Consider the following 24976-nt stretch of genomic DNA (forward strand, 5'->3'; position numbering starts at 1 on the left):
AATCAGCGCGGCTGCGTCCAGACGTTGACGAGAGCCGGCTGACCCGACTTCACCGCGGCAACGGCTTCCTTGATCGCGGGCCCGAGCTGCTCCGGATCCTTGATCGGCCCCTTCGCCCACCAGCCCATCGACTCGGCGAGCTTGTGGTACTCGATGTCGGGATTCATGATGCTCGTGCCGATCGGGCCGAGATCGTTGCCTATGCTCGCGACGCGGTTGCGGAAGCTTGCCATGCGCTGCACGTGCATCAGCTCCTGATGGTAGCCGCGGTTGTTGTGCATGACGGCGAGCAGCGGGATCTTGTGCTTCGCCGCAGTCCACAGCACGCCGGGCGCGAACATCAGGTCGCCATCCGACTGGATCGACACCGAGAAGCGGCCGAGATCGCGGTTGGCGAGAGCGGCGCCGATCGACGCCGGTGCGCCGTAGCCCACGCCATAGCCGCCCGAGCGGCCAAGCCAGTGATGGTACTTCTCCATCGGCCAGAGCCGGGCCGGCCAGTTGCTGACGTTGCCTTCCGAGGCGACCAGCGACCAGTCCTCGTTCTTGATCTGGTTCCAGGTCTCCATCACGAGACGCGCAGTGCTGATCGGGCTCGCGTCCCAGGCGATGGCCGCCGCTTGCAGCGTGCGGGTGTGTGCCTCGTCGCGGGCCTTCTTCGCGGCCTCGCCGCGCTTTGCGATCGCGTCCTTGCGATCGTTCGGGATTGCCGACTTCACGGCCTCGATCAACGCTGGCAGCGTCGCCTCGGCGTCGGCCGCCATCGCAATGTCGACCGGCTGGAAACGCTGGAAGTCCTGGTAGTTCGCCTTGGTGATGAGCTCGACCGAATTGATGCTGATCAGCTTCATGCCCGCCTTGATGCGGGTCTGGTTGAAGCCGATGCCTTCATCGCCGTTGTCGACGTAGGAGTTCATCACGGCCCAGAAGTCCGAGAGCTCGAGGCCGAGGATCACGTCGGCATTGGCGACCGCGGGCGGGCCCGACACGAGATGATGCGTGCGCGGGAAGTTCATGCGGTTGCCCAGATCGACAACGCGCGCCTGCAGCGCTTCGGCGAGCTGCACGAGCAGCCGCACGCCGTTCTCGGTACGCGCCGCACGGTCGACCACGATCACCGGCCGCTCCGCGTTGGCGAGGAGTTTCGCGGCGTCCCGCACCGCGCCCATCTCGCCCGCGGGCGGCGAGGTCGGCGTGTATTTCGGAATCGACGGAGTCGCTTCGCCCGGACGGGGATGCATCGGCTCCTGCTGCAGGCCGGCATCGAGCGAGATCATGACCGGGCCATACGGCGGGGTCATCGCGATCTTGTAGCCACGTACGAATGACTGGGCGAAGTGCTGCAGCGACACCGGAGTGTCGTCCCACTTGGTGTAGTCGCGCACGATCGCGTTGATGTCCTGCGCCGAATGGAAGGTCGGCACGCCCGGCGGGCGGTGCGCGGCGTCCATGTCGTTGCCGCCCATGACGATGACCGGAACGCGGTCGCACCAGGCGTTGTAGATCGACATGGTGGCGTGCATCAGGCCGACTGTGCCGTGCACCAGCGTCATCAGCGGCTTGCCGGTGACCTTGAAGTAGCCGTGGCACATCGCGACCGCGGACTCCTCATGCATACAGGTGAGGAATTCCGGCATCTTGTTCTGACCGTAGTCGATCAGCGACTCGTGGATGCCGCGGTAGCTCGAAGCGCAGTTCGCCGGCAGATATTTGATATCGAGCGTCTTGATGACGTCGACCATGAAATCGGAGCCGGCTTTGCCGCCGATCCGGTTCAGCTCCTTTTCCGGCATGGCCGTTTCGGCCGCGATCGTGCGCGCCGAAGGCGGCAGCACGGACGGGATGCGCGCCGGCTCGGCGCCGGCGGCCGGCAGGGCGTTGGCCGCGCCCGGGGCGACCGCACCCGCCGCGGCGCCCGCGACTGCGACACCTTTTAGAAAATTTCGACGATCGACTTTCGGAGCGGAAATCTTGCGTGCCATCAGAGCTTCTCCCCATTCAAAAATGTTTTCGCTGCGGATCCGCGAATCCGCCTCTCGCGAGTTGGCGCGATCCTAAAGCACGTCAGATTGCCGCACTAGTGCAGTGTCATCATTTCTGGAAGCAACGTGAAAAATCTCGCGGCGTCGCGAGATACCCGCCCGTCAGCGCATACACGCGTCTTCGACGCGCGCCGCGCACAGCTCGGGAGATGAATCGAGGGTAGCGTTCCGCTATGCGATACGCGGCGAGCTTTAAAACCCTGCTTGCTGAATCAATCGCAGCCCGCTCTGTGGCTCGCGAACCAATGCCGCCAGGAATCGCTCGCCCCAGCCCTTGATGTCGTTCGCCGTAAGGGCCGCGATCATGTCGCGGTGCCGCTCTTTGCGTTCTTCGAGCGGCATCGACAACGCCTGGTCGATCGCGGCCGCCACCGCTTCCTGATCGTACGGATTGACCAGCAGCGCCGAGCGGCATTCCGCCGCCGCGCCGGCGAACTGCGACAGCACCAGCGCGCCGGGATTCTCCGGGTCTTGAGCCGCGACATATTCCTTGGCGACGAGGTTCATGCCGTCGCGCAACGGCGTGACCAGGCAGACGCGGGAGAAACGATAAAGCCCCGCCAGCAAGGTGCGGGTGTAGGCGCGATTGACATAGCGGATCGGCGTCCACGAGGCCTCGCCGTAATGTCCGTTGACGCGGCCGACGGTCTCGCTCACGCGCTGCTCCATGTCGGCATATTCCTTGATCTCCGACCGGCTGCGCGGCGTGATCTGCAGATAGGTCACCTTGCCGCGCCAGTGCGGATGCGCTTCGAGGAAGTGCTCATAGGCGCGCATGCGCAGATCGAGCCCCTTCGAATAGTCGAGCCGGTCGACGCCGATGATCATCGGACGGTCGGCGATGCTCGTCTGCACCTGGATGATCTCGTCGATGCGCGCGCTCCTGCGCGCGAGACGCTCGAACTGCGCGGTCTCGACACCGACCGGAAATGCACCGGCACGCACAGTCCGGCCGTTGACATTGAAGCTTCGGCCGTCGCGACTCGTCAGGCCGAATTGCTGCGTCAGATACTTGCCGAAATTGGCGGCGTCGCCTTCAGTCTGGAATCCGACCAGGTCGTAGTGACTGAGCGGATAGATGCTCTGCTCGTGCTTGGGCACCGTCTCCAGCACCTCTGGAGGCGGAAACGGAATATGCAGGAAGAAGCCGATCCGATTCATGTGGCCGCGATCGCGCAAGGCTTTGGCAAGCGGCATCAGGTGATAATCCTGCACCCAGATGATGTCGTCCGGCTCGATGAAGCGGTGCAGGATCTCGGCGAATTTCTCGTTGACGCGGAGATAGCCGGTCATGTCGCGATTGGAGAACTCAACCAGATCCAACCGGTAATGCATGATCGGCCAGAGCATCCGGTTGGCGAAACCGTTGTAGTATTCCTGATAATCGGCGCGGTTGAGATCAGTGGTGATGTAAGTGACGCCGCCGCGCTCGACGGCGCGGACATTTTCGCTGCCGCGCTGGGCGATCTGGCCGCTCCAACCGAACCAGATGCCGCGGTTGCGCTTGATGAAGGAGCGCATCACCACTTCAAGTCCGCCGGCACGCGCCTTGCCGTCGCTTGGCAAGCCCACGCGATTGGACACCACAATCACGCGGCCCGGCTTCACGCCGCCTCCGCGCGCAACCTCGATCTCCCGCTCCGGATCGACGCCGCGGCGAAACAGATCAGTTGCAACTTGTGTGAGGGAACGCCGGTCTCCGGACGAAGGCGTGGATCGAGGCGATGGTAATCCGTAGCCGTTGCCGTGTCGCAATGCGTCCATGAATCACGAACCTTTCCACGCCCCGAAGCCCCATCATTTGACGCAAGCGGAACCCGCAGACTCGGATGAAGTCACAGCGTCGAGTTCACGAAAGTCAGATGATCACGAATGTAACGGATGAGATGCGGGAAAGTTCCGGCAACACGCGCGACGAATTTGGTTCCAAATCACAACGAAAAAAATGTTCCGAGCGTCACAATGCGTGAGGCATTACGACACGGGAGCTTCGGCCGAAAGATGATCGAGCCATGCGCGCACCTCTGTTGGGGACGCGATGCAGTGCTCGACCCACGCGATGCGCCGGCCAACCGACACAGCGATGCCGTCGAACTCGGGCACCACCGCAAATGCAAACTCGTCGGTCTTGTCGTCGCCCACGTAAATCGGTCTGCGCCCGTTGAACGGCGCAAGACTCATCAGTTCGCGCACGCCGGTGCCTTTGTTGTAGCCACGGTGCTTGATTTCGAGCACGGCCTTGCCGCTCAGAAGTTCGATCGACGGATCGTTCCACGCTTCGAATGCATGCTTGACGTCGTGGTTCAGGCTGACACCTTGCTTGGGCACCAAGCGGTAATGCAACGCGATCGATGAGCCCTTGTCCTCGAACAGAACGCCCTCATGCCGTTTGGCAATCGCGGCGAGTTCGGCGCGCAGCATCGGCTCGAGTGAATAAGCGCGCTGGTCGATGGTATCGCCCTCGCCGTGCGGCCGCAGTTCTGCACCGTGGCCGCCGACCACCGGCAGACGCAGCGGCGTGAACAGCCCGTCGATGTCGGAGATCAACCGCCCGCTCACCAGCGCGAGCGCGCCACCCAGTCGCTCGCGCAGTGTCGCGAGCGACTGGCGCAGCGAGGCTGGCACATAAACCGCCTGCGGCGTCGGCGCGATGTCGAGCAAGGTGCCGTCGATATCCAGCAGCAGGGCAAATCGGCTGAAGTCACGAAGGTCGAGCGGCACGGGCAATTCCATGAATGAAGAGAGGCTGACGGCGTATGGCGGGGGCGGACGGATGGCCTAGCAATGGGATATAAGGTGTTCCATGTCCTTCACTGCTGCGCCGCCGACCATCCTTGTGTTCGACTCCGGGCTCGGCGGTCTCACGGTCTATCGCGAGGTGGTGAAGGTGCGCCCGGACGCGCGCTTCATCTACGCCCTCGATGATGCTTTTTTCCCCTATGGCCGCCGCGACGAGCCGGTGCTGGTCGCGCGCGTCCTTGGCGTGATGGACGAATGGATTACCGCGCATCGACCGGATCTGGTCGTGGTTGCGTGCAACACCGCTTCGACCCTCGTGCTTCCTCAACTCCGGGCCCGGTTCCAAGTTCCATTCGTGGGCACCGTGCCGGCCATCAAGCCGGCTTGTGCCGCCTCGAAAACCAAGCTGGTTTCGGTGCTTGGAACCGAAGCCACCGTGAGCCGGGAATACACCCGCGCGCTGATCCGTGATTTTGGCCAGGGCTGCGCTGTGACGCTGGTCGGTTCGCTGCGGCTCGCGGAACTGGCGGAGGCGGCGCTGAAGGGCGAAGGCGTTGCCGATGACGCAATCGTCGCGGAACTCGCGCCTTGCTTTGTTGAATTGGACGGCGCCCGCACCGACACCGTGGTGCTGGCCTGCACCCACTACCCGCTCCTGCTCGACCGGCTGCAGGAGCTCAGCCCCTGGCCGGTGAATTTCATGGACCCGGCGCCAGCCATCGCCCGCCGGGTCACGGACCTCCTGGGGCCGGCCAACGGGAACGCCACGCCCGCCGGCCGCGTGGTGTTCAGCTCCGGCCGACCGCCTGCTCCGGGGCTTGCCGCGGCGTTGGCCCGGTTCGGCCTAGAAACCGGGGTCCCGGCCGGCGCAGGCGTTTAAACACTACGTGTTTGACACAATTGGGCTTTGCCCCTAAAAGCCTGCCCATCTCGCGGGCCATTTGGGCCCGCGTGGTGTTTCGCGACCCGCGGTTTTGCCAGTTTTCGCAATGATTTGCGCTTTGGCTGCAAAACCTGTCGGCCTTGGGCTCCGGCCTGGGCAGTAGGAGGGCGCGATCCTCAAGAGCAATCCTGCTCATAACCTAGGACTGAGGACGCGATGACCAAGCGCCACGAGGCGAAGTACAAGATCGACCGCCGTATGGGCCAGAATGTCTGGGGCCGCCCGAAGAGCCCCGTCAACAAGCGTGAATACGGCCCGGGCCAGCACGGCCAGCGCCGCAAGAGCAAGCTCTCCGACTACGGCGTGCAGCTCAAGGCCAAGCAGAAGCTGCGCGGCTATTACGGCAACATTTCCGAGCGCCAGTTCCACGGCATCTACGTCGAAGCCCGTCGGCAGAAGGGCGACACCGGCGCGCACATGATCGGTCTGCTCGAGCAGCGGCTCGATGCGATCGTCTATCGCGCCAAGTTCGTGCCGACCGTGTTCGCGGCGCGGCAGTTCATCAACCACGGCCACGTCAAGGTGAACGGCCGCCGCGTGACGATCCCGAGCTTCCGCATGAAGGTGGGCGACGTCGTCGAGGTGAAGGAAGCCAGCAAGCAACTCGCCCTGGTGCTCGAGGCCCGTGCGCTCTCTGAGCGCGACGTGCCGGACTACATCGAGGTCGACGAAGGCAAGCTCTCGGCGAAGCTGGTGCGCGTTCCGGCGCTCAACGAAGTGCCCTACGCCGTGGCGATGGAGCCGCATCTCGTCGTCGAATATTATTCGCGCTGATTACAGCGCGCTGACAAAATGGAAAAGCCGCCCCACCGGGGCGGCTTTTTTATTGGTCGTGCGGCGTTGCTACGCCGCTCGGGGCGCTACGCCACCTGGCGAACGTCGGTTTCGGCGTTCGGATACATCAGGAACGCGCGGTTGCGGCCGGTGTTCTTCGCCATATAGAGCCCGCGGTCGGCGCGTTCGATGGTGTCCTGGATGTCGCGATCGGGCTTGGCCACGAGCGTCACGCCGATGCTGACGGTCACGCTGATCAGCGCCTGGCCGTATCCAATCGGCTTGCTGGAAACGCTCTCCCGCGCCCGGTTGGCGAGCGCCCTCGCCGCTTCTTCGTCGACCTCGCGCAACAGAATGACGAACTCTTCGCCGCCGAAACGCGCCAGCTTGTCGGTGCTCCGCAGTGTCACACCGAGCAGCTCGCCGACCTGCTTGATGACCGCGTCGCCCGCAGCGTGCCCATAGGTGTCATTGACCTTCTTGAAGTGGTCGATGTCGACCACCAGGGCGGCAATCGGCCGGTCATAACGCTTGTAGTACTCGAAGGCGTCGTTGGCGGCGCCGAGGAATGCGCGCCGGTTCAACAGGTTCGTCAGCGGATCAGTGTCGGCCATGGTGCGCAGGATGCGGATGTCGTGCGCGTACTGCTCGGCGCCTTCGGCCGCCCGTCGCTCGGCCTCGTTCGTCCGCTCCTCCGCAACCCAGATGCGGCGCAGAAGCGAGCGCAGCGCCGTGGAGAGATGTTCGACCTCGAGCGAGCCGCCGTGACGCGATAGCATTTGCGGGCCGGCCGCGCGGCCGAGTCCGTCGGCCTCGGCTGTGAGCGAGCGGATCGGAGCCGCGATGCTCCGCGCCATCACGATCGCGAGCACGAGCCCGATCAAAGCCACGCCAAAGCCCACGCCCGCGATCGTCCAGATCATGGAATGAACTGGCGCAAGCGCGACCGCTTCGCTCTGGCGTGCCGCCACCATCCAGCCCAGGCCTGGATAATCGGCATGGGCCTCGACCGTCGCAAAGCCGACCAGAGAACGCTCGCCGCCTGTTGCGTCGACGAAGTGCCCGGTCTTTTCCGACATCAACCGCGTCCTGCGATCCTGTGCGAAGAGCTCCGAACCCAACGTCGCGCCCAGCAGCACCTTGCCGTCCCGCGACAGGATCAGGATGTCGGCGCTACTGGCCGGATATGACGCATCCAGGATCACCCGACGCAGCTGCGCGGCAAAATTCCAGCTCAGATGCGCTCCGAGGACGCCGATGGTTTCGCCGGCGATGTTTTGCACCGGGAACGCAACATCGACAAAGCGGAATGGCTCTCCGGATTTCTGCGGCGTGAGATAGCCCGAGAGCAGCTTGGCTTCGTGCACATCCTCGACCGTGGGGCCAAGCATGCCCTTCTTGAACCAGGGCCGCTCGGCGACCGAAGCCTTTTCGAGAAGGCCTCCGGTCGCGGCGACGACGTTGCCGCTCGGATCGGCAAAGCCGATCCAGGAATAATCGGAATAGCTCGCCTGAAGCGATTCCAAAACTTTACGCAACGCGGCCGGATCGCCCTGCCACAGCGGCTGCAACGGCGCGAGCCGCGACAGGTTTCCAACCTCGTGATAGCGCGAACCCAATGTCCGGCTGAGCTGATCGGCCAGAACCTCCGCGGTGGCGGCAAGATCCTGACGGATCAGACCGGACATATGCCGCGCACCGAAATAGCCGGTCGTGGTCGCAGTCGATGCGACCAGGATCGTGCACAGGGCCGCGGCGGCGAGCCCGATTTGCACGCGCACGCTGAGCCCGCCCAGGTAAGTTGAAAGCTTCTTCGTCAACCGCACCGCCATCTCTCCTGCCTCTAACGGCGGCACGGATCATGCGCGTGCGTGATTAACACAACGTCCCGTTAACCATCTTGGCGGCGTCCTCGCTGCAAACAACGTAAGAAAGCAGTGAACAAATCGTCGAATCTTGAGGCTTTTGTTCTGGGCTTTTCCGGTCGGCGATAATGGGACCTATCGGCGTCTCAGCGCTTTTTTCAGAGCTCGAAGCGGAGCGGTCCAGCGCCGAGAGCGACGAAGGGCCTCGTTGAGCGAATCGGTGAGATTGTCGAGCTCACGGATTCGAAGATCGCGTCTTCGCATCTCGTGAACGCCGAAAACGTCGACGCTCCCAAGGTGGTTTCGCAATCTGCGTATGGCCTCGTCCGAATGGGCCGTTTCAAACAGCGTTTCGAGTGCAAACAGCCTGTGCGCGGCATACGGTATCGTCAGAGCGAGTTCGGCGAGCCAGATATCGGATACGGAATTGCGTTCGATTTTCCTTTCGACAAGGTCCTGCGCGAAGGCTTCGTTCAACACCTCAATGGGTATGGAGCGAAACCGCTTGAGGATTTGCGCAGTTTCAAAAGCGGTGCGCAGCTCCGTGTCGGGGCGCGGCGCGCTGGCATTTTGATGGTCGCGCCTGATGCGAAACGCCGTGAGTTCTTCGCTCATGACGTGAATCGGCGCCGATACGGCGAGCCTGATCCACATATCGAAGTCCTGCAGATTGGTCAGGCGCGGATCGTATTCACCGCACGCCGAATAACAGGACCGGCGAATCATCGCTGTGGGCCCACAGAGAATGTTACCCTTGAAGAAGAATTGCCGGAGCCATGAGCGGCGCGAGAAATCCGGCAGCTTGAGCGCGGCATGAAAGTCGCTGAAATCATCGGTGGCTGCGCCAGCCTCGTCCACGATCTGCGGCATGGTGAACACCGCACCCGCGTCCGGATGCCCGTCGAGGAAGGCAACCTGCTTTTCCAGCCTGCCAGGCAGAGCGTAGTCGTCCGAGTTGAGGATTGCGATCAGCTCGCCGCGCGCGCGTGCGAGCGTGGCGTTCATCGCCTTCGATACGCCCTGGTTGCTCGGAGACACTTCAAGACGGATGCGCTTGTCCGTAAAGCCGCGAACCACATCCGGCGTGCCGTCGGTCGACGCGTCGTCGGTGAGGACGATTTCGAAATCCTGAAAGGATTGATCGAGGACGCTTTGGATCGTTTGCGCGACGAACGGCGCGTGGTTGTATGACTTGATGACGACGGAAACGCGAGGGGTCATCGCTTCAGCCAGTGTGCATTTCGCCGGTCGATGGCCCTTGAAAGAGCCGCGCCGGGTTGCCGGCCACGGTGGTGTCGGGCGCGACCGGCTTGGTCACGACCGCACCAGCGGCCACGACGGCATTCGCGCCGATGGTGACGCGCGGCAGCACCACCGCGCCCGCGCCGATCATCGCACCCTTCCCCACCCGCACCATGCCGGCAATGGTCGCGGCGGGTCCCACGGAAGCAAACTCGTCGAGCTCGGAATGATGGCCAATCGTTGCGCCGCGATTGACGAAGCAGAACGCGCCGATGCGGCAGGCGGCACCGATGTTGACCATCGAGTTGACGTAAGTCCCAGGCCCGATCGCGGCAGTCGAGGCAACGACGGCGGTCGGATCGATCAACGTCGCAGGGCGCACGAAGCCGCGCTGGCGCGCTTCGCCGACGGCGGAGATGCGGTAACGCGAGGTGAACAACGGAACGAGGAAGTCGTGCTGCAGAAGATCGGCGGGCAGGCGGTCGGCGTCCGAAATCTGGACGCCGTCCGGCGCGAAGCTTTCGCCGGGGACGTTGCGTACCCAACCAACGATATCGGCGCGCAGCCGACGGCAGGTCTCCTCCACATCGGCCACGATCGGAGAGCCGATCGCATAAATGACTATCGGCATGCACCAATACTTTCGGAAAGCGCGCTTGAGATGTCCCCGATATGACCTTCGGCAACTTCCGGCGAAATCGGCAGGCTCAGAAGTTGGCGCACCAAACGTTCCGTAACAGGCAATGCGACCTCGCGGCGAGCAAAAAGCGGATGTTCATGGACGCCAACCGGATAGTGGATGCCGGTATCGACTCCATGCGTGTTCAGCAGTCTAGCACGCACGGAATCGCGTTGCTCCACGGCAATGGCATATTGATGGTAGACAGCGCCGTCATGGGCAGGAGGTAACCCGACCGGCATCTCTCCGAGATGGTGCTGGTATTCAGCGGCGAGCTTCCGTCGGCGCAAAATCTGTTGATCGATCTTCGGCAGCAATACGCGCAGGATCGCGGCCTGGATCTCGTCGAGCCGGCCATTGCTGCCAAGCTCTATCGCCTGCCCAGCTTGATCGAACCCATAATGACGCAGACGTCTGAGCCGTTCCGCGATGGCCGCATCGTTGGTCGCGACCGCGCCACCATCCCCCGCACAGCCCAGAATCTTGGTCGGATAGAAGCTGAAGGCCGCCGCATCGCCGAAACTGCCGGTGCGCCGGCCGGCGATCTCCGCGCCATGCGATTGCGCGCAGTCCTCGACAAGCGCGAGGCCGTGACGTTGCGCGATGGCGACGATCGCATCCATCGGTGCCGGTATCCCGTGCAGGTGCACGGGCAGGATCGCAGCAGTCGCCGGACCGATCGCGGCCTCGAGCGCTGCGGGATCCATGCAGCGCGTCTTGGCATCGACATCGACAAAGACAGGTCTTGCGCCAATTTCCGCAATCGCGATGGCCGTCGCTGCAAACGTCATCGACACGGTGATGACTTCATCGCCCGGCTCGATTCCGGCTGCTCTGAGCGCGAATCCGAGCGCTTGCGTGCCAGACGCCACGCCAACGACGTGGCGCACGCCAAGATAACTCGCAAACTCGGCTTCGAATGCCGCGACCTCCTCGCCCAGAATGAAGCGGCCACGGTCGAATACCCGGGCGATCGCGGCATCGATCTCCGCACGATGCCGCGCAAACAAGAGTCCGGGACTTTCGCGCGGGATGCGCAGTGAATGGTCGCGCGACCCCATCGCGTGTTTCGTGCCTCGGTTGAACCTGATCTCGCTCGATACTAGCGAAGCGGTCCTCGGCTGTCATGGCGGGCATGTCCGGAATAACAGGCAAGCGAAGCCGCGCCATCGTTCGAATGATCGAGACCAAGCGCGGTGAACCTAAGCTTTCGGCTCGGCCAGCGCGAAATCGCGAAGGAGGCGTACTGCAAGCCGCACCAGCTCGGCCTGCGTGCGCGCACCGGTGCGTGCGAGCGCGGTGCGCAAATGGAAGCGCGCGGTGTGGATCGTGACGCCTTCGCGCTCCGCGTAGCTTTTGAGATCGTCGTCCGCGGCGAGCGCCGCAACGAGCCGCGCCGCGCCCCTGGGCAGGCGGAGTCCCTGCTCCAGCACGTCCGCCATCACTGCTGGCTGCGCTTCGGGATCATGGACCAGCACAATCGCCCCGCCGCTCGGCTCGCTACGCTCCCAATCCGACTGCGCCGACGACGGCGGCGCAGGCGCGACCAGCACCACGTAGTCCCGCGCGCCGCTCGTGCGTTGCATCGCGACGATGCCTCCGGTGCCGCCGCCTGCGACATCGGCAAGCAGCGCATCGATGCGCCGCCGCGCCTCGATGTTGGCGGGCAGCGGCCGGCCGCTGCGGTCCAACATGAAGCCGTCGCCGCGCTGCGCGATCGCCTGCATGGCGGTGTTGACGAACAGCGCCGCGCCTTTGTCGCCGAGCAGCACGATACCGGCGCGCAGCCGGTCCACGGTGGCCTGCAGACCGAGACTCCTGGCATCGACCTTGAAGAACGCGCGGCGCAACTGCACGGCGCGCGTGATGTGCAGCATCAGCCGTTCCATGTGCGCGATGTCATCGTCGTCGAACGCGTCGCGCTCCGCATTCCGCATCACGCCGACGATCGCCAGATGGCCCTGGTCGGAATAAAGGTTGCCGGCGAGAGTCTCCACCATGCCGTTGGCCAGAAAGAATTCATTGTAGAAGCGGCCGTTCCGACGCTCCTCTTCCGTGAACATGCGATTGGTGGTGCTGGCCGAGCCAATCGGCAGGCGTGCAATAGCCGCCGGAGCCGGGTCGATATCCGCGTATTTTTCCAGATAGAGCTGCAGGTTCTCCTTCAGCCATCCCGAGGTGGCGTTGAAGGTCGCGGTCGGATCCTGCGAGTCCACCGACACCAGAACGGCGCCCCGGCAGCCAAATATGTCCTGGAGGAGTTGAAGGGCGCGATCGAGCTCTTCGCTGTCGGTCACGCCTCGATAGAGCGCATCCAAAAAGCGCTCTTCAATTTCATTCACGGTCACAGCTCGCCCAAACTGTGGAAACCCGGGTCATGGCATAGCATTAAATGCGGCACCCTACTCAATTGAATAGCATGGCCACCCTGCGGATTTGGCACGCTCCCCCCATTGCAAGTGGGAATGGGTGCTGGGGTGACGGGCGACATCGGGGGAAGACGGGGGTCGGGCAAGCCCGGCTCACGCAATCGGCTGTACAATTTATTGCTGACTTCGGCGGCAGTTCTGGGCTGCACGCCGGCCAGCGCTGCCGACTGGCTCGGTGGCACGTCAGCCAACTGGTTCACGCCAGGCAACTGGAATCCGGCCGCGGTCCCCGGATCGGGCACCGACGTCACCATCAACAACGGCGCAACACCAAACCCGGCCGACATCACGGCGACGGGAGCACAAGCGCGTAACGTCACGCTCGGCTCGGCCGCGGGCCAGACCGGCACGCTGAATGTCACCGGCGGTGGCCTGACGATCGGCTCGACGCTGACCGTCGGCGATTTTGGCACCGGCACGGTCAATATCTCTTCCGGCGGCACCGTCAACACAGGCAGCGCCTATGTGGCCGTCGATCCGGGCGGGTCCGGCACGATCACGGTGTCCGGCACGGGGTCAAAGTTGACCGCTTCTGGCACCTACATCGGGATGGACGCCAACGCGATCGGTCAGGTGACGGTGCAGAATGGTGCAAGCCTCGCGAGCACCACAACGGTGATCGGTTATTTCACCGGCACCTCCAACGGAACATTGACCGTTTCGGGCTCGACGTTCACGAACACCGGATCGTTCACGATCGGCGAACGCGGCACGGGCACGTTCAATCTCAACAACGGCTCGACCGCAACATCCGGGACCACGTCCATCGGTTCGACCAATGCAAGCGGCAGCGGCACCGCCAACATCTCCGGCAGTGGCACGACCTGGACCACCAGCAACGTGAATCTCGGGACGAGCGGCGCCGGCTCGCTGACGATCTCCGACGGCGCCCACGTCACCTCGAACCGCTCGCTCGGCGTCATCCCAGTGGTGTCGATCGGTGGCAACGCCACCGTGACCGGCAGCGGTTCGCAATGGCTGATCGACGGCAGCCAGGGCGTCGGCGGCCCTACGGGCACGCTCGGCATCGGCAAGGCGAACAGCACGAGCTCTCTCACCGTCTCCGCCGGCGGCACCTTGAGGATCAACAACAACGCGACCGGGACCGACGGCAGTTCCTCGGATGTTCGCATCGGGGTGGCGAGTGGCTCGACCGGCAACGTCACGGTCACCGGCGCGAACTCGACGATGACGACGCCTTACAATGTGCATGTTGGTTACGCCACGAACTCGACCGGCAATGTGACGGTCAGCAACGGCGGCGCACTCAACACCGGCTTCACCATCCTCGGCGGCGGCACCGGCGCGACCGGCAACGTGACCGTCACGGGCGCCGGCTCGACCTGGACGATCGCGGATACTCCCAATGCCATCGTCGGCCAGGCCCAGGGTCTCTCCATCGCGCTGGGCTCGAGCACCAGCAAGGGCACGTTGACCATTGCCGACGGCGGCACCGTCAACGTGAACTCGACCGGACGCTTCGTCAAACTTGGCAGCCTTTCTGGCAGCCAGGCCACCCTCAACATCGGCGCGGCGGCGGCAAGTCCCGCTGCGGGAGCCGGCACGCTCAATGCCGACGCGGTCGTGTTCGTGGACGGCGCGACCAGCACCATCAATTTCAACCACACGTCCAGCAACTACATCTTCGCGGCCAGCATCTCGGGCAACGGTCCTGGCGCGGTGAATTTCCTCGCCGGCACCACGATCCTGACCGGCAACAATACCTATACCGGGACGACGACGATCTCCGCCGGAGCCACAGCGCAGCTCGGCAATGGCGGCAACGCCGGCGGCAGCAACGGCCTCGTCTCCGGCAACATCAGCAACAACGGCGCCTTGATCTTCAACGTCGGATCAGTCCTTCCGACCTACGGAGGTGTGATTTCCGGCAACGGCACGGTCGAGCAACGCGGTTCCTCCACGTTGATCTTGACCGGCACCAACACCTATTCGGGACTGACGACGATCTCGGCCGGCACGCTGCAGATCGGCAACGGCGGCACCACCGGCTCGATCGCGGGCGACGTGCTCAACAATTCTGCGATCACCTTCAATCGCTCCAACAATTTCAGCTTCAACAAGGTCATTTCCGGCACCGGTTCGCTCAACAAGAGCGGCACCGGCGTCATGACGCTCAACGGCGTTGCCACTTACACCGGCGGAACGTCAGTGCAGCAAGGCACGCTGCGGCTCGGTGGCAGCGACCGGCTGGCAGCGACCGGCAGCTTGTTCTTGTTCTCGACGGGAACGTTCGATCTTAACGGCTTCAATCAGACGGTCAGCGATCTTTCCGGCCCCGGCACGGTCGCGGCCGGCACTGGAACCTTCACGGCAGGCGGGACCAACAACCGCACCTTTGCGGGCACGCTCACGGGCAGCGGCGCCTTCGTCAAACAGGGCTCGGGCTCACTCAGCCTGACCGGCACCACCTCGGCCTATGCCGGCACCACCACGGTCGCCGCCGGCACGCTGCTGGTGAACAGCAATCTTTCCGGCAGTGCGGTGACGGTCAACGCCGGCGCGACGCTGGGCGGCAACGGCACGACCGGCGCCACGACCATCAACGGCAACATCGCGCCAGGCAATTCGATCGACACGATCCACATCGTCGGGCCCTACATCCAGGCGTCCGGGTCGCGCTACACGGTCGAGATCAACAACGCCGGCCAGAGCGACCTCATCGCGGTGAATGGCGCGGCGACGATCCAGTCGGGCACGACGGTCGCGGTGGTCGGCACGCCGGGCCTCTACACCCTCAACCAGCGCTACACGATCCTGACCGCGACCGGCGGCGTCACGGGACAATACACGACGCTGACCGACAACCTGCCCTTCGTCGACTTCATGCTCGGCTCGGACGCCAACAGCATCTTCTTCGATGTCCTCCGCAACACCGTGTCGTTCGACCGGATCGCGCAGACGCCCAACCAGCAGGCCGCGGCGGGCGGCGCGCAGTCCCTTGGCACGGGCAACAGAATTTTCGACACCGTCTTGGCGCTCGATGCACCGAACGCGCGGCGCGCCTTCGATCTCCTGTCGGGCGATATCCACGCCAGTGTCAGCGGCACCATCCTTGAGGACAGCCGCTTCATCCGCGATGCCGTCACCGGCCGTTTGCGGCAGGGGATCGGCGGCACCGCCTCGATCTTCGCGCCGCAGTTGGCCACGCTGAACTTCGGCGAGGACGATAGCGATGCCGGTACGGACGTCGCCGGGCTGATGTTCGAGGGCGACGCCATGTCCTATGCGTCGGGCAAGCGCAAGCGCGTGCGGGACACCATGGACCGCGCGTTGCCGCTGAAGGCTGCGCCGGTGACGCGCGGGCCGATCTACACCGCCTGGGGCCAGGCTTTCGGCAACTTCGGCCGCACCGACGGCGACGGCAATGCGGCAGCACTCCATCGCACCACCGGCGGCTTCATCACCGGCATGGACGTCACCACGCGCGGCAGCATCGGCGACGTGTGGCGTGCGGGCTTGGCGGTCGGCTTCCAGCACACCTCGGTCGATGTCAGCGACCGCAGTTCGTCGGGCGGCATCGAGACGTATTACCTCGCGGCCTATGGCGGCCGGCAGATCGGTGCGCTGGGACTTCGCGCCGGCGCGTCCTACGGCTGGCACGATGTGAGCACCAACCGCAGCATCGTGGTGCCAGGCTTCACCGACACGACGAAGGGCCGCTACAACGCCAACACCGCGCAGGTGTTCGGCGAAGTGGGCTACGGCATGCAGTGGCGGCAGTTCGCGATCGAACCGTTCGCAGGCATCGCCTACGTCAACCTTCACACCGACAACTTCGTCGAGGGCGGCGGCGCGGCGGCACTCGCGGGCGCAGGCGGCACCACGGACACGACCTATTCGACGATCGGGCTCCGCGCTGCGGCGCCCCTGCCCTGGCGCGATTTCGCAGGCCTCGTCGCCAAGGGCTCGATCGGCTGGCGGCACAACCTCGGCACCAGTGTGCCGACCGCGCAGTTGAGCTTCGCGTCAGGCGGCACGCCATTCGTCGTCGCCGGCGTACCGATCGCACGTGATGCTGCAGCGGTGGAGTTCGGTCTCGAAGGCCAGGCCTGGCGCAACGCCACACTCGGCATCGCCTACACCGGCCAGATTGCAAGCAGCGCCGACGATCACGGCGTCAAAGCGAACTTCGTGCAGAAGTTCTGAGGGCATGATCCCGAAAAGTGTGAAGCGGCTTTCGGAAAAGATCATGCCCCAACAAGAGAAGGTGCGACGGTCCCAGCGACCGGCTCGACATCGTTGAATCGCTGAAAACGAATCACTTGTGCTCGTGATGCACCGCAGCACGCGCGCAAAACGCAGGCACAAGTCTCTGACACAGGCCAATATTGTGCCTGTCCTTGAAGCAATTGCCTGTTTTTAGTAGCCCTCACCCCTGCGAATTGTGGCGTGGCGTCCAACGCGATTGCGATCGCAAAAGGGGAAACGCTGATGACCGCTATTCAAACGCTCAAAACATGGATCGGTGCGTTGACGGACGTAGGCCTGATGTTGCTTGCGTTGGGAATCGTGTGCGCGCTGCTGGTGGGCGGCCAGAACATTCCGTTCTTTGGCAACGTCTCCGGCAACATCATGACGTTCGTGAAGGAGCTTGGAGCGAACGGGCTCGTCGGCCTGATCGCGCTGGGCTTCATCCTGTACCTGTTTTCCCATCGTCAGATGGCGTGACGCGCGGACACTCCGCGACCGTCATGACCTGAAGCGAGCCCGGTGGGGAGCGCAAGCTCCCCACCCCAAAACATTGGGGGGACGCGGGACGATGATGGAGCTGCTCGAAAGAACCCGGCGGTTTTTGTGGCTGTTCGTCGAACTGGGATTCCTGACGATCCTGTCGGTGATCCTGATCTACCTGATCCTCGGCGACAGCTCCGGCGTGTTCGTCAAATCGGTGGCCGACAATGTCGTGAATTTCGCAGGCGCTGTGCCGACGCCGAGCCTGGTCGGCTTCGCCGTGATCGTCGCGATCATCTATCTGGTGATGCAGCGGCTGCGCTGAAAGGCTCGCCGCGCTCTCGCGCCGTCATCCTGAGGTGCGAGCGAGCGAAGCGAGCGAGCCTCGAAGGATGCGGCCCCGAAATCCCGGGCCGTCGCCCTTCGAGGCTCGCCCTGCGGGCGAGCGCCTCAGGGTGACGGGGATAGATTGCCGCCCGATCAGGCCGGCGCGGTGTCCTTCACCTGCAGGCCCTTTTCCTTCATCAGCGATTGCAACTCGCCCGCCTGGAACATCTCGCGGATGATGTCGCAGCCGCCGACGAACTCGCCCTTCACATAGAGCTGCGGGATGGTCGGCCAGTTCGAGAAGACCTTGATGCCGTTGCGGAGCTCTTCGTTCTCCAGAACGTTGAGGCCTTTGTAGCTCACGCCGAGATAGTCGAGAATCTGCACGACCTGTCCCGAGAAACCGCACATCGGGAACTGCGGCGTGCCCTTCATGAACAGCACAACGTCGTTGCTTTTGACTTCGTTGTCGATGAATTGCTCGATGGCCATTGGCTTTTCCTTTTCGCGCACCTGCCGTGCGCTCTGCTGACCCGAAAACTACCTCTCCGGCAGGCCGGTCTGCAAGGCGAGCGCATGCAGCGCACCACCCATCTGGCCCTTCAGAGCGTCGTATACAAGCTTGTGCTGCTGCACGCGTGACTTGCCGCGGAATGATTCGGCGAGCACGGTTGCGGCATAGTGATCGCCATCCCCGGCGAGGTCCCGAATCGTCACCTCGGCGTCCGGAATGCCCGCCTTAATCAATTTTTCGATGTCGCCTGCGTTCATTGGCATGAAATGAGGGTCCTGACGGCGCGCCACCTTCCCGCGCCTGATTCACCCGAAGATTATGCCAAATTCAGGCCAGCAGGGCTTGCGAATATTCCAAAAATCCCCCGCTGTGCCGTATTGGCATCCTATCTGCATGGCATTGCGCAGGACGGGCCTTTTTCGAGGCCCGCCAACACAGGACTGTGACCATGCTCGACACCGCCCTGCTCATCGCCTCGGCCCTGAGCGTTGCCCTGATGGTGGCCTTTTCCGAATTGCCTTAACCAGGCCGACCGCGCGTTACCGGAGCGTCAATTCGCGCCGGCCATATAGGCCGGCAGCCAGCCCTCGAAGCGCTCATTCAGCGAAGCGACCGCTATGGGCCGCTCGCCGGGGATCGAAATGGCGTCCCCGCCCGTGGTGCCGATGCGGCTCACCGGCACGCCCGCCGCCTTGATCCGCTGGATCACCGCGTCGGCGCGATCGATCGGCACCGTCACCAGATAGCGCGCCTGATCCTCGCCGAACCAATAGGCGTGCGCCTCGGTGTCCGAAGGCTGTGCCAGGAGCCGCGCCCCGATCCCTGAGGCCATCGCCATTTCGGTGATCGCGACCAGAAGCCCGCCGTCGGAAACGTCGTGGGAGGCCGTCACCTGGCCGTCGGAGATCAACGCGCGCACCACGTCGCCATTCTCGCGCTCCTCGACGAGATCGACCGGTGGCGGCGCGCCCTCTTCGCGGCCGCAGACGTCGCGCAGATAGACCGACTGGCCGAGCCAGCCCTGGGTCTCGCCGATCGCCAGGATCGCCTCGCCGCCCGCCTTGAACGCCAGTGTCGACGATTTGGTGAAGTCCGGCAGCACGCCGACGCCGCCGATGCTCGGCGTCGGCAGGATGCCGCGCCCCTGCGTCTCGTTGTAGAGCGAGACGTTGCCGGACACGACCGGGAAGTCGAGCGCCTTGCACGCCTCGGCGATGCCGCGCACGCAGCCGACGAACTGGCCCATGATCTCGGGCTTCTCGGGATTGCCGAAATTGAGGTTGTCGGTGATGGCGAGCGGCTTGCCGCCGACCGCGGTGATGTTGCGCCAGGCTTCCGCCACCGCCTGCTTGCCGCCCTCGAACGGATCGGCCTCGCAATAGCGCGGCGTCACGTCGACGGTGAGCGCCAGGGCCTTCGGCCCGTCGAGCACGCGCACCACGGCGGCGTCGCCGCCCGGCCGCTGCACGGTGTTGCCGCCGATGACGTGGTCGTACTGCTCCCAGACCCAGCGCTTGGAGCAGAGCTCCGGCGAGCCGATCAGCTTCTCCAGCGCATCCACGATCGACATCGGCGGCTTGACGCTCGCGGCCTTCAGCGGAGCACGCTTCGGCGTCTCCTTGAACGGCCGATTGTAGAGGGGCGCCTCGTCGCCGAGTTCCTTGATCGGCAGATCGGCCATCACGTCGCCGCGGTGCTTGACGATGAAGCGCTTGCTCGGCGTCGTGTAGCCCACGATGGCGAAGTCGAGGCCCCACTTCTTGAAGATCGCCTCGGCCTCTTTCTCCTTGTCGGGCTTGAGCACCATGAGCATGCGCTCCTGGCTCTCCGACAGCATCATCTCGTAGGCGCTCATGCCGGTCTCGCGGCACGGCACGCTGTCGAGCTCGAGGTCAACGCCGAGATCGCCCTTGGCGCCCATCTCCACGGCCGAACAGGTCAGCCCCGCGGCGCCCATGTCCTGGATGGCGATGACGCAGCCCTTCTCCATGATCTCGAGGCAGGCTTCGAGCAGCAGCTTCTCGGAGAACGGATCGCCGACCTGCACGGTCGGGCGCTTCTCCTCGGAATTCTGGTCGAACTCGGCCGACGCCATGCTGGCGCCATGGATGCCGTCGCGGCCGGTCTTGGAGCCGAGATAGACGATCGGCATGCCGACGCCGGAGGCCGCCGCGTAGAAGATCTTGTCGGCCTCGGCGAGGCCAACCGCCATGGCGTTGACGAGGTTGTTGCCGTCGTACCTGGTGTGGAAGCGCACCTGGCCGCCGACCGTGGGCACGCCGAACGAATTGCCGTAGCCGCCGACGCCCGCCACCACACCGGACACCAGATGACGAGTCTTGGGGTGCTTGGGATCGCCGAACGACAGCGCATTCAGGCAGGCGATCGGCCGCGCGCCCATGGTGAAGACGTCGCGCAGGATGCCGCCGACCCCCGTCGCCGCGCCCTGATAGGGCTCGATGTAGCTTGGGTGGTTGTGGCTCTCCATCTTGAAAACCACCGCGAGCCCGTCGCCGATGTCGATCACGCCGGCGTTCTCGCCCGGCCCCTGGATCACCCAGGGCGCCTTGGTCGGCAGACCGCGCAGATGCACCTTCGACGACTTGTACGAGCAATGCTCATTCCACATCGCCGAGAAGATGCCGAGCTCGGTGAAGCTCGGCGTGCGGCCGATCAGGTCGAGAATGCGCTGATATTCGTCGGGCTTGAGACCGTGCTCGGCGACGAGTTCAGGGGTGATGGGGGGCTCGTTGGATTTCACGGGGCGATATGTAACGTGGCGGATGCTGAATTACACCCGCCGGGGTCCCTGCATCCACGCCTATTATTGGGCGAGGCGTGCCGTCACTTGTCCCGGCCGAGGAAGAACATGCCGGCGTAGATCTTGCGGCGGGTGCCTTCGTTCAGCCGGGCGATTGCCTGATAAAGCTTCTCGATCATCAGGCAGGGTTTGCCGGGGCCGTCGCCGCCCTTGGTGAGGAAACTCCCCGAGCGGACGTCGTCGAACTTCAAGCCGTCGCGATTGAGGCTCGTCTCGAAGGAGGTGAGTTCATCATTGGTCAGGGGATCGATCGGCTTGCTGTTCTGCAGGCCCTCGACGATCGCCTGGAACCGATAAAGCGTGCCGAGCCGCATCATCCGGCGGACGCTGTCCGGCGGCGGACCGTCGGCCGGCGTCTCGTCCTTGCCGAGCACCTTCAGGCAGAACGGCGCGCCTTCGGTGCCGAGCGCGTGGAACAGGCTGACCTCGTTCTCGGCAAGGCGGTCGATCATCGGCGTGCTGGCGCCGGCGGCGTAGCGGAGCTTGTTCCGCATGATCTCCTGGAAGCGCCCGAACAGCTCCTGACCGAACTGCTGATCGGAGACGCCCTCGTTGCGCCGCTCCACCGCCATCGCGATCAGCTGCTTGTAGTCGTCGGCGAAATTCTTTTTGAGAATGACTTGAAGATCGGCGTGATCAGAGCGCGCGATCTCGGCCTCGATGCTTTCGGGCGTGGCCTTGCCGGGCGGCACGGGCGCGGCGGGCTGCGGCGCAGGCTGGGACGACGCAGCCGACTGGGGCGCGGCCGGCTGGGACGGCGCGGTCGGCTGGGAAGCATCTGGCGGTTGCGCCGGCGGCTGTGCGGCCGGTTGAGATGACGTCCCGCCGCCAGCGGCTGGTGCGCCACCGCCCACATTGGCGGCGGTGGTGCGCGACGGCGGCTGTTGCACCACCGCCGTGTCGTTCGAGCGCGAGCCGAACGCGAAGTAGAAGCCGCCGAACGCGACAACGATGAGCGCAACCGCTGCACCAAGAAGGATGCGGAAATCCATGACCGAACTCGGATACCCCCTACGCCCCGGCAAGACTAGGCGTTTCAGGCCACCTTCGCAAAATGCTGTGTCAGGCCGGCAAACAAGCCGCGTCCGTCGGTCGGGCCGATGGCGCTTTCGACGTGGTTTTCCGGATGCGGCATCAGACCCAGCACGTTGCCCCGGTCGTTCAGGATGCCGGCAATGGCGTTGATGGCGCCGTTGACGTTGAAACGCGGATCGAGCTTGCCGTCGGGCCCGGTGTAGCGGAACGCGATACGGCCCTCGCCCTCCAGCCGTTCGAGTGTCTCGGAGTCGGCCGTGTAGTTGCCCTCGCCGTGGGCCACCGGCACGCGGATCACCTGGCCGGCATTGTAGCCACGGGTGAACGGGGTGTCGGAGCGCTCGACCTGGAGGTAGACGTCCTTGCAGATGAAGCGCAGCTGCGCGTTGCGCATCAGGATGCCGGGCAGCAGCCCGGACTCGCAGAGAATCTGGAAGCCGTTGCAGACGCCAAGCACCAGCCCGCCACGCGCCGCATGCGCCCGCACCGCGTCCATGATCGGCGCCCGCGCCGCGATCGCGCCACAACGCAGATAGTCGCCGTAGGAGAAGCCGCCCGGCACGACCACGAGATCGGTGCCTGCAGGCAGTTCATGCTCGGCGTGCCAGACCATCGCAGGCTCGGTGCCCGACACAAGCCGGATGGTGCGCGCCATGTCGCGCTCGCGGTTGATGCCAGGAAAGACCAGGACTGCGGATTTCATCGTTGCACTCCGCTACCCCAGCACCTCGACGCGATAATTCTCGATCACGGTATTTGCGAGGAGTTTTTCGGCCGCGGCCTTCAGCGCGGCTTCGGCGGCGGTCCGGTCCGAGCCATCGACCTCGATGTCGAACACCTTGCCCTGGCGGACACTGGCGACGCCCGAAACCCCGAGCGATTTCAGGGCACCCTCAATCGCCTTGCCTTGGGGATCGAGAACGCCGGTTTTCAATGTGACGGTGACGCGCGCTTTCATATCCGCTTGAAATAAAGCGGATTCCTCCCCCCCGCAACCGCAGACCGCCGCGATCCCCGGTATTTCTAGGGCAATTCCAGGGCAGAACGTCCGTCAGGCCGGCACGGCCTGGGATTGGCCCAGCATCCGCCCGCGGCCGGCCACATGGCCGCTGTCGCCGGCAAGCCGCATCGCCTTCCAGAACGCCGATTGCGTGCTGGTCACGACCGGCACGCCATGCTGCCGCTCGATCGGCTCAGCGCATCCGAGCGTCAGGAGCCCGCCGCAGGAGATCAGCACAGCGTCGGGCTTCCCCGCCTCGTCGATCGCCGAGCCGCTCAGCTCGATGATCTCCTTCTCGGACTTGTTGCCCGCATCGCCAAATCCCGTCAGGCCGAAGCCGCGCAACGCCAGCACCTCGAAGCCCGAACGGCGCAGGAAGTCCACGAGCCGGTCGTTGACCACATCCGAATAGGCGGTCGCGACCGCGATGCGCTTGGCGCCGACGCTTTTCAGTCCGTCGACCACCGCCTCGGTCATGGTCGAAACCGGCAGGCCGGTTTCCCTGCGGAGCTTTTCGAGAAGCTGCTGATGCGCCTCATAGCCGCGATAGAACGTGAGCGACGTGCCGATCACCATGATGGCGTCGACGCCCTCCTTCGCGAGGCTCTTCGCCGCCGGCAGGATTGCGTCGAAGGCCGCATCGTAGCCCGCCGGCGTCAGCGCCTTCACGCCGACGGCGCGCGGAATGAACTTCACGCCCGGATACATCATCGGGCCCTCGTCCGGCACCTTGTCGGTCGAGAACGGCACGACCAGACCGATGGTGAGTTGCTTCGTCATGGCCTTCACTCCCTGCGATGGCTTAAATCTATCCCTATTCGACGCTGAGGCCCATGTCTTTCAAGATGGCGGTCCAGCGTTCGGCCTCGGCACGGATATAGGCCTTTGCCTGATCCGGCGTGCCGGTCTTGGGCTCCATGCCGAGCGACATGAAATGCTGCCGCGCTTCGGGCGTGCGCATGAAGTCGCCGATCGTGGCGTTGAGCTTTGCGAGGATCGGCTGCGGAAGATGGGGTGGCGCGGCAAACATCTGCCACGAGTTGGCGTCGAAGCCTTTGGCTCCGGCTTCGTTCAGTGTCGGCACCTCTGGCATGGTCGCGACGCGCTCGCCGGTCGTCACACCGATTGCCTTGAGTTTGCCGCTGCGAATGAGCGGCTGTAACGGACCGGCGTCCCCGATATAGACCGGCACATGACCTGCGATCACGTCGTTCAGGACCTGTCCCCCGCCGCGATAGGGCACGTGCTTCATTTGAAAGCCCATCATCCGCATCAGAACCTCGGCATAGACGTGATGCACCGAGCCGACGCCGGCCGAGGCGAACAGCAACTCGCCGGGCTTCTTCTTCGCGAGCGCCACGAGTTCCAAAAGCGAATTCACACCAAGGGACGGATGGACCACCATGACGAACGGCACGGTCGCAACCAGCATGATCGGCGTGAAGTCCTTCACCGGATCGTAAGCGAGCTTCTTGTAGAGGCCCGGCGCGATGGCGAAGGTCGAGCTCGTGCCCATCATCAGCGTGTAGCCGTCGGGGTCCGAGCGTGAGACCGCGAGCGCGCCGATGGTGGTGCCTGCGCCCGCGCGGTTCTCGACGATCACCGGCTGGCCGAGCCGCTGCTCGAGCCCGTGTGCAACGAAGCGCGTCAACGCGTCGGTGCCGCCACCCGCGGCATACGGCACGACGATTTTGATGGGGCGATTGGGATAGTCGTCAGCCGACGCAGACGCGCTCAGCACGACGCAGGCAACAAGCAGCGCGGTCCCAATTTTTGTGCGAAGCACGTCTCACTCCCTCGTCGCGCACGCTCTCTCCCCGTCATCCTGCGGCGCGAGTGAGCCATCAGCGCGTTCACGCGCGTCTTCGACGCGC

The 24976-nt window shown here is 64.3% G+C and carries 21 protein-coding genes; 5 read left to right on the forward strand and 16 right to left on the reverse strand.

Annotated features, from left to right (window positions below; translation table 11 throughout):
- Nucleotides 1–2: 2 nt before the first annotated feature.
- The 3 genes from RHPLAN_RS25880 to otsB all read right to left on the reverse strand — a co-directional run bounded on the left by RHPLAN_RS25880 (nt 3) and on the right by otsB (nt 4763).
- On the reverse strand, nt 3–1982 hold the full coding sequence (locus tag RHPLAN_RS25880; RefSeq protein ID WP_068024073.1) for a thiamine pyrophosphate-binding protein: 1980 nt from the start codon (nt 1980–1982) through the stop codon (nt 3–5).
- A gap of 252 nt (nt 1983–2234) precedes the next feature.
- Nucleotides 2235–3650 (reverse strand): alpha,alpha-trehalose-phosphate synthase (UDP-forming), encoded by a 1416-nt coding sequence (otsA, locus tag RHPLAN_RS25885; protein WP_068024075.1) that lies wholly within the window; start codon nt 3648–3650, stop codon nt 2235–2237.
- A gap of 366 nt (nt 3651–4016) precedes the next feature.
- A complete protein-coding gene (gene otsB / locus RHPLAN_RS25890) occupies nt 4017–4763 on the reverse strand; it encodes a trehalose-phosphatase (RefSeq protein WP_237179916.1) in 747 nt (248 codons plus the stop codon).
- An 82-nt stretch (nt 4764–4845) separates the two neighbouring features.
- Between otsB and murI the strand changes: the two genes are divergently transcribed.
- Nucleotides 4846–5661, forward strand: a complete 816-nt coding sequence (murI, locus tag RHPLAN_RS25895) for a glutamate racemase (RefSeq protein ID WP_068024081.1) — start codon at nt 4846–4848, stop codon at nt 5659–5661.
- Between the two features lie 219 nt (nt 5662–5880).
- Complete coding sequence (gene rpsD, locus RHPLAN_RS25900; RefSeq protein WP_068024084.1) at nt 5881–6498, forward strand: 30S ribosomal protein S4; 618 nt, start codon at nt 5881–5883, stop codon at nt 6496–6498.
- An 86-nt stretch (nt 6499–6584) separates the two neighbouring features.
- On the opposite strand, the gene RHPLAN_RS25905 is transcribed toward rpsD, so the two are convergent.
- The 5 genes from RHPLAN_RS25905 to RHPLAN_RS25925 form a co-directional block, all read right to left on the reverse strand.
- A complete protein-coding gene (locus RHPLAN_RS25905) occupies nt 6585–8324 on the reverse strand; it encodes a sensor domain-containing diguanylate cyclase (RefSeq protein WP_198164491.1) in 1740 nt (579 codons plus the stop codon).
- Nucleotides 8325–8498: 174 nt separating this feature from the next.
- Nucleotides 8499–9584 (reverse strand): glycosyltransferase, encoded by a 1086-nt coding sequence (locus RHPLAN_RS25910; protein ID WP_068024090.1) that lies wholly within the window; start codon nt 9582–9584, stop codon nt 8499–8501.
- Nucleotides 9585–9588: 4 nt separating this feature from the next.
- Nucleotides 9589–10236 carry a DapH/DapD/GlmU-related protein gene (locus tag RHPLAN_RS25915; RefSeq protein WP_068024094.1) on the reverse strand — a complete coding sequence of 216 codons (648 nt, stop codon included), beginning with the start codon at nt 10234–10236 and terminating at the stop codon, nt 9589–9591.
- Complete coding sequence (locus RHPLAN_RS25920) at nt 10227–11345, reverse strand: DegT/DnrJ/EryC1/StrS family aminotransferase (protein WP_084245551.1); 1119 nt, start codon at nt 11343–11345, stop codon at nt 10227–10229. Before RHPLAN_RS25920 ends, RHPLAN_RS25915 begins: the two co-directional genes overlap by 10 nt.
- Before the next feature lie 141 nt (nt 11346–11486).
- Nucleotides 11487–12626 (reverse strand): helix-turn-helix transcriptional regulator, encoded by a 1140-nt coding sequence (locus RHPLAN_RS25925; RefSeq protein ID WP_068031857.1) that lies wholly within the window; start codon nt 12624–12626, stop codon nt 11487–11489.
- A 123-nt stretch (nt 12627–12749) separates the two neighbouring features.
- Between RHPLAN_RS25925 and RHPLAN_RS25930 the strand changes: the two genes are divergently transcribed.
- The 3 genes from RHPLAN_RS25930 to RHPLAN_RS25940 all read left to right on the forward strand — a co-directional run bounded on the left by RHPLAN_RS25930 (nt 12750) and on the right by RHPLAN_RS25940 (nt 17730).
- On the forward strand, nt 12750–16880 hold the full coding sequence (locus RHPLAN_RS25930; protein WP_084245553.1) for an autotransporter outer membrane beta-barrel domain-containing protein: 4131 nt from the start codon (nt 12750–12752) through the stop codon (nt 16878–16880).
- A gap of 243 nt (nt 16881–17123) precedes the next feature.
- Complete coding sequence (locus tag RHPLAN_RS25935) at nt 17124–17402, forward strand: hypothetical protein (RefSeq protein ID WP_068024097.1); 279 nt, start codon at nt 17124–17126, stop codon at nt 17400–17402.
- 91 nt (nt 17403–17493) lie between these two features.
- A complete protein-coding gene (locus RHPLAN_RS25940; protein WP_068024100.1) occupies nt 17494–17730 on the forward strand; it encodes a hypothetical protein in 237 nt (78 codons plus the stop codon).
- Between the two features lie 155 nt (nt 17731–17885).
- On the opposite strand, the gene grxD is transcribed toward RHPLAN_RS25940, so the two are convergent.
- The 8 genes from grxD to RHPLAN_RS25980 all read right to left on the reverse strand — a co-directional run bounded on the left by grxD (nt 17886) and on the right by RHPLAN_RS25980 (nt 24888).
- Nucleotides 17886–18224 carry a Grx4 family monothiol glutaredoxin gene (grxD, locus tag RHPLAN_RS25945; protein ID WP_068031862.1) on the reverse strand — a complete coding sequence of 113 codons (339 nt, stop codon included), beginning with the start codon at nt 18222–18224 and terminating at the stop codon, nt 17886–17888.
- A 48-nt stretch (nt 18225–18272) separates the two neighbouring features.
- Nucleotides 18273–18509 (reverse strand): BolA family protein, encoded by a 237-nt coding sequence (locus RHPLAN_RS25950; protein ID WP_068031864.1) that lies wholly within the window; start codon nt 18507–18509, stop codon nt 18273–18275.
- 287 nt (nt 18510–18796) lie between these two features.
- Nucleotides 18797–21007 carry a phosphoribosylformylglycinamidine synthase subunit PurL gene (gene purL / locus RHPLAN_RS25955; protein ID WP_068024102.1) on the reverse strand — a complete coding sequence of 737 codons (2211 nt, stop codon included), beginning with the start codon at nt 21005–21007 and terminating at the stop codon, nt 18797–18799.
- A gap of 83 nt (nt 21008–21090) precedes the next feature.
- Nucleotides 21091–22059 carry a hypothetical protein gene (locus RHPLAN_RS25960; protein ID WP_068024105.1) on the reverse strand — a complete coding sequence of 323 codons (969 nt, stop codon included), beginning with the start codon at nt 22057–22059 and terminating at the stop codon, nt 21091–21093.
- A gap of 44 nt (nt 22060–22103) precedes the next feature.
- Entirely contained in the window at nt 22104–22805 is a 702-nt protein-coding gene (gene purQ, locus RHPLAN_RS25965; protein WP_068024108.1) for a phosphoribosylformylglycinamidine synthase subunit PurQ, read from the reverse strand.
- A gap of 12 nt (nt 22806–22817) precedes the next feature.
- A complete protein-coding gene (gene purS / locus RHPLAN_RS25970; RefSeq protein ID WP_068024111.1) occupies nt 22818–23060 on the reverse strand; it encodes a phosphoribosylformylglycinamidine synthase subunit PurS in 243 nt (80 codons plus the stop codon).
- Between the two features lie 93 nt (nt 23061–23153).
- Entirely contained in the window at nt 23154–23882 is a 729-nt protein-coding gene (locus tag RHPLAN_RS25975; protein ID WP_157100489.1) for an arylmalonate decarboxylase, read from the reverse strand.
- A 34-nt stretch (nt 23883–23916) separates the two neighbouring features.
- Complete coding sequence (locus tag RHPLAN_RS25980) at nt 23917–24888, reverse strand: Bug family tripartite tricarboxylate transporter substrate binding protein (protein WP_084245555.1); 972 nt, start codon at nt 24886–24888, stop codon at nt 23917–23919.
- Nucleotides 24889–24976 lie beyond the last annotated feature (88 nt).

This window comes from Rhodoplanes sp. Z2-YC6860, from assembly GCF_001579845.1.
Taxonomy (GTDB): domain Bacteria; phylum Pseudomonadota; class Alphaproteobacteria; order Rhizobiales; family Xanthobacteraceae; genus Z2-YC6860.

Coding starts and splice junctions, on each gene's coding strand:
- murI (WP_068024081.1), top strand. CDS start 4,846: ATGTCCTTCACTGCTGCGCCGCCGACCATCCTTGTGTTCGACTCCGGG.
- rpsD (WP_068024084.1), top strand. CDS start 5,881: ATGACCAAGCGCCACGAGGCGAAGTACAAGATCGACCGCCGTATGGGC.
- purQ (WP_068024108.1), bottom strand. CDS start 22,805: ATGAAATCCGCAGTCCTGGTCTTTCCTGGCATCAACCGCGAGCGCGAC.
- RHPLAN_RS25910 (WP_068024090.1), bottom strand. CDS start 9,584: ATGACCCCTCGCGTTTCCGTCGTCATCAAGTCATACAACCACGCGCCG.
- RHPLAN_RS25915 (WP_068024094.1), bottom strand. CDS start 10,236: ATGCCGATAGTCATTTATGCGATCGGCTCTCCGATCGTGGCCGATGTG.
- RHPLAN_RS25975 (WP_157100489.1), bottom strand. CDS start 23,882: ATGACGAAGCAACTCACCATCGGTCTGGTCGTGCCGTTCTCGACCGAC.
- purS (WP_068024111.1), bottom strand. CDS start 23,060: ATGAAAGCGCGCGTCACCGTCACATTGAAAACCGGCGTTCTCGATCCC.
- RHPLAN_RS25940 (WP_068024100.1), top strand. CDS start 17,494: ATGATGGAGCTGCTCGAAAGAACCCGGCGGTTTTTGTGGCTGTTCGTC.
- grxD (WP_068031862.1), bottom strand. CDS start 18,224: ATGGCCATCGAGCAATTCATCGACAACGAAGTCAAAAGCAACGACGTT.
- RHPLAN_RS25950 (WP_068031864.1), bottom strand. CDS start 18,509: ATGCCAATGAACGCAGGCGACATCGAAAAATTGATTAAGGCGGGCATT.
- RHPLAN_RS25880 (WP_068024073.1), bottom strand. CDS start 1,982: ATGGCACGCAAGATTTCCGCTCCGAAAGTCGATCGTCGAAATTTTCTA.
- RHPLAN_RS25920 (WP_084245551.1), bottom strand. CDS start 11,345: ATGGGGTCGCGCGACCATTCACTGCGCATCCCGCGCGAAAGTCCCGGA.
- RHPLAN_RS25960 (WP_068024105.1), bottom strand. CDS start 22,059: ATGGATTTCCGCATCCTTCTTGGTGCAGCGGTTGCGCTCATCGTTGTC.
- RHPLAN_RS25930 (WP_084245553.1), top strand. CDS start 12,750: ATGGGTGCTGGGGTGACGGGCGACATCGGGGGAAGACGGGGGTCGGGC.